The organism is Brakhagea slesvicensis (assembly GCF_052161625.1).
Lineage (GTDB): Bacteria > Planctomycetota > Planctomycetia > Pirellulales > Pirellulaceae > JBKCUI01.
Map to the genome: position 1 here is coordinate 4,808,444 of NZ_CP197412.1, position 16,897 is coordinate 4,825,340.

At 50.8% G+C, this 16,897-nt stretch carries 20 protein-coding genes and 1 pseudogene; 19 read left to right on the forward strand and 2 right to left on the reverse strand.

Annotation, left to right across the window (positions count from 1 at the left end):
- Positions 1 to 30: 30 nt before the first annotated feature.
- The 12 genes from SH467x_RS18250 (at position 31) to SH467x_RS18305 (ending at position 7,974) form a co-directional block, all read left to right on the forward strand.
- Positions 31 to 615 (forward strand): TetR/AcrR family transcriptional regulator, encoded by a 585-nt coding sequence (locus tag SH467x_RS18250; protein ID WP_482368530.1) that lies wholly within the window; start codon positions 31 to 33, stop codon positions 613 to 615.
- Between the two features lie 2 nt (positions 616 to 617).
- Positions 618 to 842: a hypothetical protein gene (locus SH467x_RS18255; protein WP_482368531.1), complete on the forward strand. Its 225-nt coding sequence runs from the start codon at positions 618 to 620 to the stop codon at positions 840 to 842.
- A 65-nt stretch (positions 843 to 907) separates the two neighbouring features.
- Entirely contained in the window at positions 908 to 1,660 is a 753-nt protein-coding gene (locus SH467x_RS18260) for an SDR family NAD(P)-dependent oxidoreductase (RefSeq protein WP_482368532.1), read from the forward strand.
- 47 nt (positions 1,661 to 1,707) lie between these two features.
- The gene (locus tag SH467x_RS18265) at positions 1,708 to 2,001 is read left to right on the forward strand and encodes a DUF1330 domain-containing protein (RefSeq protein WP_482368533.1); all 294 of its coding nucleotides are present in this window, start codon (positions 1,708 to 1,710) and stop codon (positions 1,999 to 2,001) included.
- Between the two features lie 426 nt (positions 2,002 to 2,427).
- Positions 2,428 to 2,850, forward strand: coding sequence for a hypothetical protein (locus tag SH467x_RS18270; RefSeq protein WP_482368534.1), 423 nt, complete (start codon positions 2,428 to 2,430; stop codon positions 2,848 to 2,850).
- 73 nt (positions 2,851 to 2,923) lie between these two features.
- On the forward strand, positions 2,924 to 3,526 hold the full coding sequence (locus SH467x_RS18275; protein ID WP_482368535.1) for a hypothetical protein: 603 nt from the start codon (positions 2,924 to 2,926) through the stop codon (positions 3,524 to 3,526).
- On the forward strand, positions 3,523 to 4,161 hold the full coding sequence (locus SH467x_RS18280; protein WP_482368536.1) for a hypothetical protein: 639 nt from the start codon (positions 3,523 to 3,525) through the stop codon (positions 4,159 to 4,161). Before SH467x_RS18275 ends, SH467x_RS18280 begins: the two co-directional genes overlap by 4 nt.
- A 795-nt stretch (positions 4,162 to 4,956) precedes the next feature.
- Entirely contained in the window at positions 4,957 to 5,391 is a 435-nt protein-coding gene (locus tag SH467x_RS18285; RefSeq protein ID WP_482368537.1) for a hypothetical protein, read from the forward strand.
- Positions 5,392 to 5,481: 90 nt separating this feature from the next.
- Entirely contained in the window at positions 5,482 to 5,940 is a 459-nt protein-coding gene (locus SH467x_RS18290; protein ID WP_482368538.1) for a hypothetical protein, read from the forward strand.
- Between the two features lie 30 nt (positions 5,941 to 5,970).
- The gene (locus tag SH467x_RS18295; protein WP_482368539.1) at positions 5,971 to 6,183 is read left to right on the forward strand and encodes a hypothetical protein; all 213 of its coding nucleotides are present in this window, start codon (positions 5,971 to 5,973) and stop codon (positions 6,181 to 6,183) included.
- A 721-nt stretch (positions 6,184 to 6,904) separates the two neighbouring features.
- Positions 6,905 to 7,408, forward strand: coding sequence for a hypothetical protein (locus tag SH467x_RS18300; RefSeq protein ID WP_482368540.1), 504 nt, complete (start codon positions 6,905 to 6,907; stop codon positions 7,406 to 7,408).
- A 110-nt stretch (positions 7,409 to 7,518) separates the two neighbouring features.
- Positions 7,519 to 7,974: a hypothetical protein gene (locus tag SH467x_RS18305; RefSeq protein WP_482368541.1), complete on the forward strand. Its 456-nt coding sequence runs from the start codon at positions 7,519 to 7,521 to the stop codon at positions 7,972 to 7,974.
- A 180-nt stretch (positions 7,975 to 8,154) separates the two neighbouring features.
- On the opposite strand, the gene SH467x_RS18310 is transcribed toward SH467x_RS18305, so the two are convergent.
- A complete protein-coding gene (locus tag SH467x_RS18310) occupies positions 8,155 to 8,376 on the reverse strand; it encodes a hypothetical protein (RefSeq protein ID WP_482368542.1) in 222 nt (73 codons plus the stop codon).
- 1,296 nt (positions 8,377 to 9,672) lie between these two features.
- Between SH467x_RS18310 and SH467x_RS18315 the strand changes: the two are divergent.
- Positions 9,673 to 10,026, forward strand: a pseudogene (locus SH467x_RS18315) (DUF7919 family protein); the annotation flags it as partial.
- 670 nt (positions 10,027 to 10,696) lie between these two features.
- A complete protein-coding gene (locus tag SH467x_RS18320; RefSeq protein WP_482368543.1) occupies positions 10,697 to 11,152 on the forward strand; it encodes a hypothetical protein in 456 nt (151 codons plus the stop codon).
- A gap of 249 nt (positions 11,153 to 11,401) precedes the next feature.
- Here SH467x_RS18320 and SH467x_RS18325 read toward each other — a convergent pair whose 3' ends face one another.
- Positions 11,402 to 11,611 (reverse strand): hypothetical protein, encoded by a 210-nt coding sequence (locus SH467x_RS18325; protein WP_482368544.1) that lies wholly within the window; start codon positions 11,609 to 11,611, stop codon positions 11,402 to 11,404.
- 2,101 nt (positions 11,612 to 13,712) lie between these two features.
- On the opposite strand from SH467x_RS18325, the gene SH467x_RS18330 reads away from it, so the two are divergent.
- From SH467x_RS18330 to SH467x_RS18350, 5 genes are all read left to right on the forward strand, one after another.
- Complete coding sequence (locus tag SH467x_RS18330; RefSeq protein ID WP_482368545.1) at positions 13,713 to 14,150, forward strand: hypothetical protein; 438 nt, start codon at positions 13,713 to 13,715, stop codon at positions 14,148 to 14,150.
- A gap of 112 nt (positions 14,151 to 14,262) precedes the next feature.
- Entirely contained in the window at positions 14,263 to 14,778 is a 516-nt protein-coding gene (locus SH467x_RS18335) for an alpha-ketoglutarate-dependent dioxygenase AlkB (protein WP_482368546.1), read from the forward strand.
- Positions 14,779 to 14,875: 97 nt separating this feature from the next.
- The gene (locus SH467x_RS18340) at positions 14,876 to 15,187 is read left to right on the forward strand and encodes a hypothetical protein (protein WP_482368547.1); all 312 of its coding nucleotides are present in this window, start codon (positions 14,876 to 14,878) and stop codon (positions 15,185 to 15,187) included.
- Positions 15,188 to 15,915: 728 nt separating this feature from the next.
- Positions 15,916 to 16,332 (forward strand): hypothetical protein, encoded by a 417-nt coding sequence (locus SH467x_RS18345; RefSeq protein ID WP_482368548.1) that lies wholly within the window; start codon positions 15,916 to 15,918, stop codon positions 16,330 to 16,332.
- 97 nt (positions 16,333 to 16,429) lie between these two features.
- Positions 16,430 to 16,828 carry a cyclic-phosphate processing receiver domain-containing protein gene (locus tag SH467x_RS18350; RefSeq protein WP_482371392.1) on the forward strand — a complete coding sequence of 133 codons (399 nt, stop codon included), beginning with the start codon at positions 16,430 to 16,432 and terminating at the stop codon, positions 16,826 to 16,828.
- Positions 16,829 to 16,897 lie beyond the last annotated feature (69 nt).

The window sequence follows — 16,897 nt, forward strand, 5'->3', positions numbered from 1 at the left end:
AGTTTTCAAAAGTAGGGAGTGTCAGGCATAATGCGAGTCAGTAGAGAAAAGGCAGCGGAGAATCGGGAGCGAGTCATTGAGGTCGCGTCGAAGCTCTTTCGAGAGCGAGGGTTCGACGGCGTTGGTGTCGCCGATTTGATGAAAGCGGCGGGGCTTACGCACGGTGGCTTTTATGGCAACTTCGAGTCGAAAGATGATTTGATCCTGCAAGCCTGTTCACGGGCTCTTGAAGAGTCACTAACCGTCCTGAGAGGTACCATAGAGGCTGGCGGCAAGGATATTCTGGGCAATATTGCGAGCGTTTACCTCTCGCCCTCGCATCGCGACCATGTTGGCAACGGCTGCGCTCTAGCGGCATTGGGGGCCGAAGTTGCGAGAAATAGCACGCCGGTACGGAGTTTGTTTACCCAGACGATAAGTGCGGCGACAGAGCTACTCGCTCGCATTGTTTCGACTAAATCGAAACGTCTGAAACGAGAGCGCGCATTAGCCATCTACTCTAGTCTCGTTGGCGCGTTGATTCTTGCACGTGCAGTTGATGATCCAGAACTCTCCCAAGAGATTCTGCAGGCTACAGTGGAATCCTTGTCGCTACTAAACCCAAGATCAACCTGACGATGCAGCAAGCCAATGATCGCTGCCGTCCGCTACCACAGCTCTTTTCGGCTGCCCAACCGACGTTCTTTTCGATTAGCACTTACGCACAAGTCGACAATGTTCTGGACCGACAATATGCAACGCTCTTTCGCGATCACCCATTCCTTGAGGCGAAGGATCAAATACTGTGGTTGCGACAAATGTTCGAACAACGCAGCTTTCGAGACACTTTGCACTTGAACTAAAATTTCTGCGATTGCTCTGTCACAGTCCTCCGCCCGTGGTGTCAAAAGCCATAGGAGGACAAAACATGTCGAAACTGAAAACGAAGACAGCTTTAGTGACCGGTGCATCCAAGGGGATCGGGGCGGGTATCGCTCTAGAACTTGCCTCAGCCGGTGCATCGGTGGTTGTAAATTTCGCGTCGGATCAAAATGGAGCGGAATCCGTTGTTCGGAAGATTACGGACGCTGGTGGTCAAGCGATCGCTATTCAAGGTGACGTATCGAACGCTGAAGACGTAAGCCGCCTGTTCGATCGAGCGGCAGGCGTATTCGGATCGATTGACATTCTGGTCAACAATGCCGGCGTGTATCAGGCGATGTCCGTCTTCGAACTAACCGAGGCGGAATTCCATCGAGAAATGAATGTCAATCTGCTTGGACCATTGTTGACGATTCGAGAATCACTCAAGTACTTTGGTACTGAAGGTGGCAGTATCATCAACATCGGCTCAGCCGCCTCGCGATCACTGCCCCCCACGTTCTCTATTTACGCTGCCAGCAAAAGTGGCCTAGATGCCATCACGGGAGTGCTAGCCAAAGAATTGGCGTCGCGTGGAATCCGAGTCAACTCCGTCAACCCCGGTGCCACGCTTAGCGAAGGAACTAAGGAAGCCGGTTTGTATGGTGTTGGTAGCGACGTTGAAAAGCGACTTGTGAGTATGACCCCATTGGGTCGCATTGGTACGCCACTAGACATCGCGCGAGTGGTTGCCTTCTTAGCCTCGGACGATTCTGGTTGGCTGACTGGAGAAGTCATCCACGCGACTGGCGGACTTTAACATTCCCGAACCCAGCATTCAGACAAGAACTCATTTAGGAGAACCCAATGCCTGCTTACATGATCTTCATTCGTGAACAAACCCTCGACCGAGCTGAACTTGAAGCGTACTGGGCCAAAGTTGCCGCAACGCTCGAAGGTGTTCCTATGAAAGTACTTTCCGCCTACGGCCCTCATATGTCACTTGCGGGACCCGACGTTGAAGGAGTCGTGATTGCGGAGTTCCCAAGTACGGAAGCTGCTCGAGCGTGGTACGACAGCCCTGCATACCAAGCTGCTGCGAATCACAGACAACGAGGTGCGATCTATCGTGGCTTGTTAGTAGAAGGAACTCCAATTTAACTTCGTGCTGCTTCCATCCCCGGTCAGCTCGCCGCCATGCTCCACTGGGAAGATAAGAGAGCAGCGTGGAGTAAGCTGATCAGCCTCGCTTCGATCGACGATCGGGAATCATTGTCTGAGCGATCAGATCCTTGCCCCTAACTCCTATGCAGTGAGACGCACGACCGGCTACCATCAGCGCCGGATAATTCGGGATGAACTACGGCAAGCCGCCGCGACGCACCTCCAACTACCATCAATGCTATCAACATGCCTGGAGGCCATTTTGGGGGCGAAATCCCTGGTAATAGCTAAGATGTTTTTAGAGGGTGAGGCGCCAATCAGGAGGGCTTGCAGACCAATTGCCCCGTTGGATGGGCTACAATTAGATTTCTGTTTCCCGGCGCGGGCGCCGGAGAATTACTAGTTCTGTCTCTGGAGCGCAAGGTGACGCAAGCTGAATACATTGCCGCATTGAAATGTAGTCGGCGTTGGGCCTGGTCTGCTTACGGAGTTGCGTCCATCGCAATTATGCTGTTGTTGTTTTCCGCTTTTATTGTTTATTTCGAGCCGATCCATGATACGAGTATGGCGTTTCGCGACCCCGCAAAAAATCTGCGTGATGACGGGATGTACGGTGCTTTGATTGGAATAGTCTTCGGCGTTACCTTCGGCCTGCCGTCGACGTTGCTGCCTCTGTTGCTCTATGTCTTGATCGATTGTAGAATCGGTTTGACTTGCACGCATTGTGGTGCATCGCTGACTTCATTTAAGCGCGGGGAACATTTGCTCAAGAACGGAACATGTGTTAAATGTTGTACCCCTGTCAACTTGCGGGAAATAGACGAACCAACGGTTGCCGCGGGATGACGTTTTTGAAGTGGAAGGCCGTTCGCGCGGCCCCGCTAAACCGAACCGTTCTGTCTTAAGGAGAGTTGCTGGCATGGCGAAAGTGCCTCGCGAAGCGCTATCGATTTCTCACACTTCGACAGGGTTGCTGCCGGATACATCACTTCACTATCGCAAGGGACAGTATCATCTCGAATCGTCATACTCGCATTTCGCGTTCCTCGCCGTAATGCTCGTGGTTGGGGGCGTTTGTGTTTTCTGGCCAGTGACCATCGTTACTCCGCAAGGAATCGACCTTCGTTACGTATTTGCTGTGATGTTCGTGTGGGGAGGTCTTTGCGGACTGATACCGTATTTCCTAAGAAATCGCTTTGGGATATACGTCACTATTGATCCATCGGTTGGACTCCTGCGAATTCACCCTAAGGGAGATCGTCCATCAATTGCAAATCTAGTACTCGATCCGATCGCAGAGATGGTGCTTTCAGCATCCAGCGGTAAACGCGTTGAAATTCCTTTTGGTGATGTGATTCAATTACAGCTTGTTGGTGATGGTCCGTGCCAAGCAAACATTGTTTATAGGAAGGGTGACGAAATCCATCGCTTCAATATTGCACAGCACGCTGCTAAGAAAAGAGTAAAGAAACTCCTTGACTCGATAGCGCGCGTTGGATCTTTCGAAGTCGTTGAGGTATGATGACACGGGCCACGATCGAAAAGAGACAGAACCAACGATTGCACCCAAGCGGCGATCAGGTGCACAGACAAATCGACGATTCATTCCGCCGCTGGGTGAATCGAAACGTTAGCCTACATCGAGCACGCATGAGGTTTCTCGCGATTATGGGATTGTTTGCAAAATTGTTCGGAGGCGGTTGCAAGCAGCCAGTGAAGCCACCGCAGTCCACGCCACAGCAGCAGCTGCAGATGAGCCAGCGGCTTGCAGATATTGCGTTCTTCTCGCTCGACCACGGCATCTATTCTATTCAGGACGGCGATGGTCCTCTCATTCCATTCGTGATTTCCGAGAATCCGGACGGCAAGCGGAAGCTTGACCGCTACATGGCCGACAGCCTGGAGGAGAGCATTGCTCAAGCACGACTCGCAGTCTCACGGCTTCCGTCGGATGTCACGGCTTACGCTATTGCGCACGATGGCTACATCACGCTTGAGGGCACGAAGTATGACGCGATATTGGTTGAGGCGTCGGAGCGAGGTCGGACGGGTGCAGTGATCATGGCGCAGAGATACATCCAAAAGACTGCGCAGCAGAGTTTTCAGCGCGTCGGAAATCCGGCGCTGTTGCGAGAGGAGGAGTCACGTTTACGATGATGCAGGCTAACCATGCGCTGCAGCGAACTCGGCCATCGCGCTCCAGTTGCAATCGTCGCGCCCCACGGGCTGGGTCGCTGAGCTTGGGTCGTTACACCTAGGAAAGCATTGTGTCGCGAAGCGATTACGGATGGCAACCGATTGAACCTCACGAGATTGTTCTCGAGGGATTCGACGGCGCAGTGAAGATTACTGTGGACTTTCTACTCGCAACATCTTCCACTCTTGCACGTCCAGATGCTTTGGGCATGACGACGACCGTCCGAATTGATCGTCCAAACAGTAGCCCGTCGATAGACGTCAGTACAAACCATGCGTACTACGGATCGTTGGCATCACTGAGCGATTCTGTTCTCGCGTTTAGATCGGGACGTTCTACTGATATTACGATTGCCGCAGTTGGCCTTCGGCTGAGATAATACGAACATCATTTCGGGGCGATTTCCGGAATCTGTGTGGCGGGCGATGTTTCTGACGTTTCGGAAATCGAGAATTTTCCCTGGCCAGCAGAGGATACTGGAAATCGTTTGCTACTTCAATGTGAGTCTTCGTTTCATCTGCGGTTTGCATTTCAGACCAGCGTCGTTGATCCACCTTTCGTAACGAAATTTTCTGACAACGTCAATCAACTGGTGCGATATGTCCAATCCTTGGGGGCTTCATGAAATTCTTGCTTCGACAATAATTCGGTGTAACAATGGGTTGCAGACGAAGCCCTCGATGAACCGCTGTGACTTGCGTTGAGTCAATTGCCCGGTCTCGCTGAACCCGGTCGTTATCGCACGGGTGCACACCATGAAGCCCCTCAGCCAATCAGACCAACGCGGTGGGGCGATGTTTGGCATTGTCGTATCCATGGCGTCGCTACTCGTCGTTTGCTTGTCTTCGATTGAAATGCAGTCAATGATTTGCTTCTGCATTTCTTGTACGGCCATGCAATCGATGATGCAGCTTGCGTCGGTTTCGAATCCAGAATTCAGCAAACGGTACAGATGGTTGCTGTACTTCTTCGTCCTTGCGCCAATCGTTTGTAGCGTCGTTTATCTGTTCCGCGAGAGATCCAGAATTCTTCAGGGGTATGATTCTTTTCTTTACGGACTCATTCCTGTTGCTGTCTTCGTCATTGGCTACGCTTGGTACTTTAAGACTCATGGCATTGAAGTGCCTCCTGTGCCCAGCGACACCTTGTGCGACACCGGCAAAGAAGCGATAACAAAGAATTGCAGCTAAGTGCTCGATCGTCCGTTTTAACTTGTGTTCAGTCTTCCGCTCGCACTTGCTGAATTCGGTCGTTATTTTGCTTAACATTGTGATCTGGCTGTGAAAATCGACTTAGAGCTAATCGACGCGACTTCTCGCCCGGCTGTCTTTCGCGTCGCATACTATGACGCTGACTCTCGGTACCTGCTCCAGTATCCTCGCGTTTGTGGATTACGATTCTTCGACCTTGCGGGCAACCTCGCAGCCGAATGGGGAGCACGCTTCCTCGTATCTGCACCGCTAGATGACTTCGTACTTGCTCCAAAGTCTAGAATCGCATTCGATCTCTACGCTTCGATTAATCCAGAACCATCAGCCGAGGCATTTTGGAGCATCATGTTGCCGAACGGTGACTATTCCGTCAAATTCGAATATCATGTGGACCGCGATACTGACTGGTATGACTTTCTCGCAAAACGATCAAGGTTTGCAGGAATTACGCCAATATGGCGCGGTACGAAAATCTCCAATTCAGTTTCTATTACAATCACTGAAGGCAAGTTAGTAACCGCAATATAATCGGGTACCCAGACACGCATGAGCCAGATCATGGCTCTCAGTCAGCTAGCGCCCGATATCCAGGACGCGTTGCTCACTCTGCCGGCCACGAAGGGCAAACCCGAGATCCGCGAGAAGCGTCTGCGCCCCATTGCGGCCATGCTCCACTGGGAAGATCAGAGAGCAGAGTGGAATAAGCTGGTCAGCCTCGCTTCGATCGACGATCGGGAATCATTGTCTGAGCGATCAAATCCTTGCCCCTAACTCCTATGCAGTGAGACGCACGACCGGCTACCATCAGCGCCGGATAATTCGAGATGGGGTGCGGCAAGCCGCCTCAACGCACCTCCAACTACCGGGAATGCTATTAAAACGCCTGGAGGCCATTTTGGGGTCGAAATCCCTGGTAATAGCTAAGATGTTTTTAGAGGGTGAGGCGCAAACCGGGAGGGCTTGCAGGCCAATTGCCCCGTTGGATGGGCTACAATTAGATTTTTGTTTTCCGGCGCGGGCGCCGGAGAATTACTAGTTACCCCTCAGAGAAATCCAAATGGCGCGAGACGATTTCAAAGAGCCGACAAAACGGTTGATCGCTGAGCGGGCCGGATATGTTTGCGCGTTTCCAAATTGCCTTGCACCAACTTTTGGTCCCGCCCTGGACGAATCACGGTCGGTCAACGTCGGTGTCGCTGCGCACATTGCCGCCGCATCAGAGGGTGGGCCGCGATACGACGCGACACAAACGGCAGAGCAACGAGCATCTGAGGAGAACGGAATCTGGCTCTGTTCGACCCACGCGGCGTTAATCGATAGGGACGTTGATCAATTCCCTACTTCCGTGCTTCAAGACTGGAAATGTAAGATCGAGAATCGTGCCATGAAAATGCTTGGACAGCCTCGCGGTTGCGCAACGTGTAGACTAGCCACAGTATCTCCGGTCGCGCGTGTCGGTGCTGAACAAAGTGTTTTGGTGGATGGGGCACCAATGCCTCATGTGTCAATTTTCGACGTGGATGGAGAACATGAACGACTAACATGGTTCGTCAGTGCATTTGTTCTTCAATTCTCAATTCAAAAGAACTTCAATCGGACAAATGTGATCGTCGATCACCTAGTCGTTACCGTTCATGAAACGAAACCGATTCTCGCCTATCGTCCATTAATGGGCGTATACCCAGCAGAGGTAAGTCTGTATTACGTCGAAATCGACTCTAACAATGGGACAATACCCAGGGAATTTGTTCCTTCACGATATTACTTGAGGGCGTTTGATGATCGTCCTGAAACTCAACAATATCCTCCTCCGATTGTCCTCGACGACAACGTTCCAGCGCAAATCGCGATTCGATTCAATGCAAAGACATCGGCGATGTACTTGATCTCCATGGACGCGATGTTGTCGTGCGGCGACGCGCGCGAGAGAATACCGATACTTCCGCCGCAATGGGCTATTTTCGAACGATACGAAGACCCAGATGAACCGGGGTAACAATGCGTTGGATACGAAGCCGCGGATCGGGCGGCTTTGAGATGGAAACTTTACTTGCCGCAGCTCGGTCAACGCGGCCGTTATGCACCGAAAACCAATTGCAATGCATCATGGATGAACTTCCTCGCGGCCGAATCATGGGGGCGCGAATCGAACGCATTGGTCATTCCAAGTACTCCGAACCAGAATGGATTGTCCAGGGAATTGGTCCAGCCGTGTTTCGTTCACACTTCATTGCACTTAGCACTGGAATTGTCCTCGATCTCTTTACTGCTGAAATTACGACCTCGGAATCTTCGAAAATCGAAATGCCAGGCGAAACGATGGGCATTGAGGTTGGCAAGCTGATCGGACGAACGATTACTTCTTTACAACGCGACGATGTCCTTTCCTCACTCATTATCCTCGACAACGATATTTTTCTGCGGGACGCAAACGATGGATTTTATGGCAATCCTCTGTATGCGGGGTACCTTTACGAATACAATGCGGAAGAATTGGCCCAGTTCACAGATTACTGGACGGAACAACCGGTGCGCACCCCGCATGGAGATGGCGGTGCATAACAAACCGATGCACCCAAGCCAGACTTGCACGTTTTTCCTGATGGATAGTTCGTTGGTTCCGGCTGGGTGATCGGAAACGTTATCGGACTGAATACTGGCACTTCGTTGATTCACTGCCCTTTGTTGCGCGACCTAACGACAATGCTCTCGTTTCTCAAAAAGTACTTCGAACGCAGAAAGCTAGAACGCATTCGAACAGTGCTTCGACCTGGGAAGACGCTGAGCCGCTTCATCGCGAAGGACATCAAACGAGAGGTGCTGGTAGTATCCAACGAGGAGATCGATGACGGTTTCGTAACCGTCAAGATGCGGACCAACAACATTCTCTACCTTCTTGGTGGATTGACCAAAGAATCGGAATTTGGACCGCCAGAACGAATAGCGATTGACGACTTGTGGCATTGGACAGGTAAATCTTGGGGCGGGCTAGCTGACGGCACATCAATCGTAGATCATATTGGGACTGAGCCCGAATCAAACTAATTGTCCGATAACCATGCCGTGAACCGTAGCGGTGAAGTCGGGTGGATTTGAGATGGAAAACCTTTCGTCGCCATCCGGTCACGGCGGTCGTTATCGGATCAAAGAATTCCAGGACAATGCTCGATGGGAGACGTACCAACTATTGACCCCAACGTTCTTCGTGATGCTTACCACGGAATACTCGAACTAGGAATGGAGAACCTTCAGCGGTATCGCTTACCGGAACGGTTTGACTACCTTGCAATCGAAATTGACCATTTACACAATCTGCCGCACTACATGCGTGAGACCAACGTTTTTGTGCATGCTTACTATTACTGTACTACGCGTCCATTTTACATCGAACGCCTTATACCAATTCAAATCATCCAGACCCAGAGCCTAATCCGGCGATACGAGCCATACTGGCAGTTCTTGCGAGAAGGACTATTGCCATACTCGTCAGAGATCAACAAACACTAGTATACGGAAACCATGTAACACGTCCGCGTCCTCAAACACAACCGCGGCAAATGGTACAATCGGATAACCATGGCATGAACACGAAGCCCTCGATCAGCCGTTTTGACTTGCGTTGAGTCAACTGCTCGGGCTCGGTATCACCGTCATTCGTTGGCAAACAGCATGTTGACTCGAGAACAGAAATCCGCCGCAATCGCAGGTCCATGTTTCGCGCTAAGATTCTTGGTTGATTCAAAGTATCGACTTCGTGCACGGGCTCAAATGGCAGGTTTCTCTGACGCCGCAATCTTTCATCGCTGGATGTGCCTCACATGGACTCTCCGAGAGCCTGACGCGATTGCGCTCCTGACGTCCAACGAGTTGAGATTGCTTGCACAATTCAACGTGGTCTATGAGTCGATCCCATGGGAACCAATCGAAACTCATCCGTTCATCAGCGACACATCGGAGGATGAACTGAATAAACTTATACCAATTGCAACAGAACTGCTACAATCGCTCGAGAATCGTGGACGCAAGACCATTATGCGACGTTTGTTTTCGTCATTGTGGACGGGGCTGAGTTTCATTGCAAATCGGACAATTCCAACGAACTCGCCGATGGACCGAAGCGGCGGGTCGGCCACTTCCTGATGTAGGAATTGCTTGCCCCGCTCAACAATCGGGGTCATTACCCATCAAGATTCAACCGTGACGCACTTTGATGATTTGGCAGCGTGTGATTAGTATGGCGCGGAAGGCGCACACTCGCTTCGTGCGATTGGCTGGCTAACCAAGGACAAGCCGTTCGCTACTGGCAAAACGAATTCGGATGCCTTCGCAAGGCTTAAAGTGCTGATGCAAGCTCCTTGGCAGCCGATGATTACTCTTGGTGCTCACGAATGCGAACTGTGTCAGTTCGACGCTCCATGCGGGAATGCGAACCTGTTCGTCCCAAATGGTGACATTGTTTTTTTGTGTCCAGAACTCATCGTGCACTACATTGCTGCTCATCATTACCGACCTCCAGATGAATTCATCACAGCGGTGACGAACTGCCCGCTAACCAGTACAATGCAGTACAAGAAACTATTCCTCGAAAGTGGTGGCCATTGTTTGATGCGGTAAGCGAGGTAACAACGCCCCGGAAGTCCAACACGCGATCGGATGTTTTTCACGTGTCTGCCTTACTCGCGTGCCAGGTAATGGCCGCCGTTCGCCAAATCAAAAAGTGCCATACCGTACTGCAAAATTATCGTCCTACGAAGCGTATCTTCTTTCAGAGAACGATGATCTGGAAGAACGATTGTCCGCCCACGAAGAGCGTAGTCGGTTGTTGTTGCGATTTCCCTTCGCAGTGATGCTTGAGGTTGCCTATCCAGAAATGGACTTCGCAAATCGCTGGTGCTGGGAGACGTTTGGACCCAAAGACGGCCCATGCAACCAGTCTCAATCCAACTATCCCTGCTGCTTAGACGATTCAAAACACGAACATCAAGGTAACTGGTGTGCTCGTTGGTTCGCGAAGACCGATTACGATTTTGGATTTAATGAATGGTATTTTCGTGACCAGCAACACCACGATATGTTCGTTTCATTCGTTCCCTTGATACATTGGGGTGAACGCTTCCCAGACTGATTTCGCAATTAAAGTCAAAGAGACGCACAAAGCCATGCACGCCGAGCACGCGATCGGCCGTTTTCTCAGTGGTCACTTTCCTCGAGCGCGCCTGGCGGCAACCGTCGTTATTTTGCTCAGACTTGCTGGTACCGTCACGCTATTAACATTGAGGTCGAATTGGAGATTTCTCTCGAACATATCAAAGATTCAGCGACTCCAAATACGTTCCATGTCGCGTTTTATTCTGCCACTGAACGCTGCTTGCTTCCTAACCCAAACGTGACCGGCCTGACGTTTACCGACGCGTCTGGAAACAACGCTGAAGAATGGAGAACGCGATATCGAGCTTCACAACCGCTCGACGATTTTGTGATGAATCCTGGCGCGAGAATCGCGTTTGATCTCTACGCGAACATCAACACCGACAGCGCAGAACATCGTTGGGTAATTGATCTGCCAACGGGCGAGTACTCCGTTTACTACTCATATCGCGTCGAGCAGGACACCGAATGGTACGACTTTCTCGCCAAACGATCGCGATTTGCTGCGCTGACTCCAATTTGGCGTGGGGTGATTCAATCGAATACAATACGATTCGGTGTGACGGATGCCAAAACCGAAAATACAAAATAGCCAAGCCGTGCACCGAAGACTGCCAACGGCTCGAGCTAGATGGTTACCTTCACGCGCGGACTCGGTAACGGCAGTCGTTCGGTAGCAAAGGCTAGGTGAAACCCCGATGCCCCACGGTTGTGTGACTGAGACCATTCCTGCAAACAGTGAAAATGTGTTTCGACTACTACATGACTACAACCGCAGGCTGGAATGGGTTACGCTTTTGCAGACCACTCGCTTGTGCGATGGCTGGACTGTAGCGCAATGTCATGCGACATCCATATGCACTAACGCCTCCATGAGAGACATTGGAAATAAAGTCAAGGCTGGTTTCTCAATGGACGCTGTCGCGGTATCATCCGGTCGGACTGTTGAACCTGCGGTCTCCTTTCGTACGGATTCCGGTAAACTCGGATCTCCTGGCATGGAGTGGTTCCCTCGCGGCAAGTCGATTGATGGCTCTTCCTTGTTCTTCATTGTTCAGCCCTTCCTGTTTCCATTGGCGTTGGAAGATCAGTACTACGGCCTCTGCTGACTTCTATACAGCCCGGCGCTGCTTTCGTAGCGTCGTTCCTGGCTTTCAGTCTTCGAGATGACTTACTCCCAGGAACTGTATAGATCTCCCCGGATAAGAGCATTGGTTTCCTCTGCACAAGCTCATCCTTTACCTGATCAACCGATAGGTATTGGGCTTCGCAATGTTGTGCTTGCTCGCCCGCTAATCCGGCCTTGTAGGATGTTTCTGTTCGTAGCCTCGCAGATTCGGTGTGAATGCAATCGAGTGGGGAATGATGCACTGATGGCAATCGACAGACTCGATACTTACCCATACATTCGCAGGCTTCCTTCCCACGGTCGGTCACCCTCCCGCAGTTGCCCTCACCGCGTGCTTGCACTTTCGTAGTGGTCATTTGGTATACTGATCTCCTCAAGTGTCCTATCTCGCACAGGGGACTTGAACCCCATTAACCAACGCCCGTGCCGGGCGTACACAAAGGGTTGCAGACGAAGCCCTCGATTAGCCGTTTTGACTACCGTTAAGTCAATTGCTCGGGATCGCTGAACCCCGTCGTTACCCTCGAACGGACTAAACCAAGTGAGTGATTTAGGCAATCCAACGTCACTGGAAGACGCGACAATTGGCGTTCAAGAAGCGTCCGCGATAATACGACCTCGCAAAATCACCATTATTGCTTGGATGTCGATCGTTACTGGGATTGCGTTTCTGATTTTGAAGCCATTCACTTGGGAAGAATTTACCCTTGAAAGAAACCTTTGGAATTGTCTTACGAAAGCAACTTCGGTCGCATGCGGATTTGGTCTGCTTAGGATGCGTAGATGGGCGGTCGTTACTTACTTTGTCCTATTCGCAATAAACACTGTCTTGATTTATGTGTGGCCTCCTAACAAACAAACGATTGAAATGTATTCAGAACCGCAAACGATCGCTATGCTTTTTCTCGTGCCTGCGATTGTTGGGGCAATTGTACTTCCACATTGGAAAAATATGCGGTAGCGTTCCCTAAACTATAAACTGAAGGGTAACAATAGGATGCACCGAACGCCGCGACGAACCGGCCTCTACTTTAGAGACTTTTTCCTCGCAGACTCGATGATCCGTTGCGTTCTGTGCTAATAATGTGCGAAATCTGCAACGCCAAGAAACTGAACTTGTGGGGGCCAGTTCCGCGGACACCCAAATTATCGGAAACTCGAAATGGCAACTGGATCTCACTTGTGGAATGCCCGGAATGCAAGCAACTCTGGACGACGGCCCCATTCGAACCATACGCCGCATTCGAATACATGGTCAAATGGCCGCTCGGCATTGACGACTGGAACCGTATTCATGATCGCGATAACGGTCGTACCATGCACGAATGGCTGATCAACGAGATACGACGATTTTATCGGACTGCTTCAACGGAAGTTCGCGCTGCAATAGAATCACATGAACAACGGAGCTACGGACACTACGGACTTACGAAAAGCGTTTCCACCAATCCCGTCTCCTTACAAACCGACTAATCACAGAACCAAGCGATGGACGCGAAGGGCTCGATAGACTGTTTTTGACTTGTGTAGAGTCTACCGCTCGGGCTCGGTGATGCCTGCCGTTCCCAACATGCCCTCACACTCGATTAGATTCGACATGCTTTTTGATGCGGATGCATACCATCGGACAGTAGGCTGCCCGTGGACTTTTTTTGCGTATCCGACGAGTTTGGCTGATGGATATGGACTTCCGCCCGACCGAGAAGCGTGTGGGCTTCTTGCTCTCGTTCAACAACGCGGAATTGACGTTGCAATTTGGGTGAGCCAGATCGTCGAGAACACGACATACTTTGCGTGCCGCATTGACGACAGACAAAAACTAGACGACGTGTTGAATGAGTTCCAGTCTTCTGGAATAATTGCTGCTAACTTTTGCAGTATTCGATCCGAACGATTGTTTGCCCGATGCGCGGAAGGAACAAAACAAAAAATTGCAGCGAAGTGCGCGATCGACCGCTTGGACTTGCGTTGAGTCTACTGCTCGGGCTGGGTGATCGCAGTTGTTCGTCCATAGGGATACGTCATGACAGCTACATTGAAAATCGAAACATTTGACGTCGATTATGTCGCTAATCCTAACCCATCGGGTGCGACATCAGACGACGAGTTTTGGTCCGTACGGGAGCAAATATTGGAAGCAACGCAAAAACATGGGAAGGTGGCTCCAGAGGACGATGCAAAACACCCACAGTTTTACCTTGTAGACAGCCAATACAACGATGACCTATATCAGCTAATGGAGCTGTACGACGCTTCGGCCTTGACTAAAGAATGGATTAGCGATATCCGCGAGGTACTGTCTCGCAATCGAGGATGGGCCGTCGCATTATCTGTAGGTCACTTTAGCATCCTAATCTTTGCTAATCGACTCTTGGTCCCTTCAGACAAATATCACGACCTGTCGTCGCTTGCAGCGGTTTTGAAATCAACCGGCGACCAACTCAGTTGGAACTCAGAATGAGGACGAACCAACGGATGCACCAAAAGCGACGAGTGGTGCCTTTTTTCATTGAAAAGATCATCGCGTCGACTTGGTGATCCTTTTCGTTCGCCAACCAATGGCCTCTTTGCCTATGGAACCGCCAATCGAAATAGAAGATGGGTTCTACTCTGACCACGAAGTTCTCTTCAATTCGTTGGTGACATCCATCGAGTGGGACGACCGAATGTCAGCGCGACGCACTGCATCTTTCGGACGACCGTACAATTACTCACAGATTGCCTATCCCGAAACGCCAATTCCACTCGAATTGCAAATACTTCTTACAATGCTGGATAAACGACTGAACATCAAATTCAACAACTGCCTGCTGAACTACTACGAAACGGGCGACAACACGATGGGTTTCCATTCCGATGAGACCACCGGGCTTGTTTCCGGGACAGGTGTTGCAATTGTCTCCTTGGGAAGCACTCGTGACATTACTTACCGGTCCAAAACTCAGCCGGAAATCCAACGATCCTTTCCACTCAAACCCGGATCGCTACTTTACATGGATGACGTGGTGCAAGAGAATTGGATGCATGCAATCAAACGTCAAAAAGACGCTGGGCCGCGAATTAGCTTAACGTGGCGAGCGTTCCGTTAACAATGGCGAACAATGCCGAGCACGCGATCGGCCGTTTTTGACATGATGGCTTTACTCGCGCGTGCCGAGTGATGGCCAGCGTTACCCGACTGAAGTCATGACTCTCACGACCAAACAGCAGCGCTTTGTCGACGCGATCAGAAAGCCGACGAACTCGCATCGAACAGCGATACTCGACAGTCGGTTTAGCGAGATTCCAGACGACGAACGATTCGGCGCTCTTCTTCACTTGTTCACGAGTGCAAACGACTTCGCGGCTCAGCAGGAGTGCTCTCGATTTCTACCTGAGGTTGTAGCTGACTGCGTGATTCCAATTGATTGCGTGTTGCGCGAGATTGCATCGACTTGGAACTTAAGCGTGGAAGAACTTCCGCATTTTTCGCCGACGTTTATGGTGCTGAGATCGTAATTGCGACTTGCGGTACTTTGGCGTTACAATATAGCGATGAAAGCTATGAGCGGCGGGCTCTGAATGCAATTGCATGGTGGCTGAAACCTCGTGCTAACCAAGTCGGGTAACAAAGGGTTGCAGACGAAGCCCTCGATCCGCCGGTTTGACTTGCGCTAAGTCAACCGCTCGGGCTCGCTGAACCCAATCGTTCGTCCTTTCCAGCGTTCGAATCGAAGCAACACTAATGAACAGATTGTCTATCAAACTATTCGCGTGCGTGTTTCTTTCGGTATCGGCGACGGTCGTTTGCTGGGTGTGTTTTGACAACTCTGGCCATTGGGAATCACCCAGTGGTTTACAAATAGGATCAGGTATGGGCCCCGATCTAATGACCAGTCAAGTCGGTCACGGTCCGGTCGACTATAGTGCACTAAAGTCAATGATTGAAGAGGAAATTGGCCAGAGGGAATTGCGGTCGGGTCAGACACTTACGGTATCAGTTGGATGCACTGTAGAAGACATTTTCGGATCGCGCGAGGCTTACCTTTCATCTTTTGAAGCAAACGAGGAAGATGTGCAGCTTGCCGGCGAAATACCATAGGATTCGATTGACAAATGGCCTGAGACAATTCAAAGCAAGGACGAACCAAGGGATGCAGCTAAGCCCTCGATCGACCGGCCTAATTTGGAATTTTGATACTTGCTCGGGCTAGCTGATCCCGGGCGTTACCCGACTGAAGCTCATCGTGCATACATTGATAGTTCACGCCGAGATCACCTTCTTATGTGAACACGAAGGAGGGCGCAAACTCCTTCCGATCATGGGAGTCGAGGCCAAGTACCGTCCTCATATTGTGATTCAGGACCGCACGGTTCGCAAACCCGTTGTTGAATCGGACGGCGTGATACGCGAGCCGTATTTGGGCGTACAATTCAACAAAGAACTCAACGATTGTGAATCGGTTTCGTGTGAATGGACACGAAGATACGAACTATCGCTCATGTATCACCCTCGCGTCGACTACTCTGCGGTTTTGCCGGGTGCCAAATTTACAGTTCGTGAAGGCGGAAAGATCGTTGGACACGGCATCGCACTTAAACGATTTCCGCCGGCCACCGAACAGGACGGCGAACCAGACGATGCACGTGAGTCGCCGAGTTGAGTTTTATTGAAGTGGTGAGTCGTTCGCGGCGACCACATGATCGTTAACGTTCGTGGGATTAATCCGACTCGCGACTGGAATCACAATAATGCTTCTAATGCTCGAAGATGATCGTGACCGTATCGAGCGTTTCTCTCACGTTCTCGGATCTGCGGCGATTCAATTTCTCTGTCTACGGACCGCTCATGATTTCATTCAAGCTTACGAGTCGATTCGCACTGTGCCCGAATTGATTTCACTTGATCACGATCTTCTTGTTGATCACGAAAATGAACCGGATCCGGGTGACGGACGCGACGTTGCGAAATTCCTTGCACTACACAAACCAATATCGCCAATACTCATCCATTCGACGAATGCAATTGCTGCGGACTCGATGCTGTATACTCTTGAGGACGCAGGATGGACTGTTGACCGCATTGCCCCGATCGATGATGATTGGATTGAATCGTATTGGTTCCCAACTGCACTGACACTCTCACGGGGCCACTCCTAGATTGCTACGGATTGATACCAAAGCCCGAAAGACCCACAAACAAAGCATTGGACCGAAGGCTCGATCGAG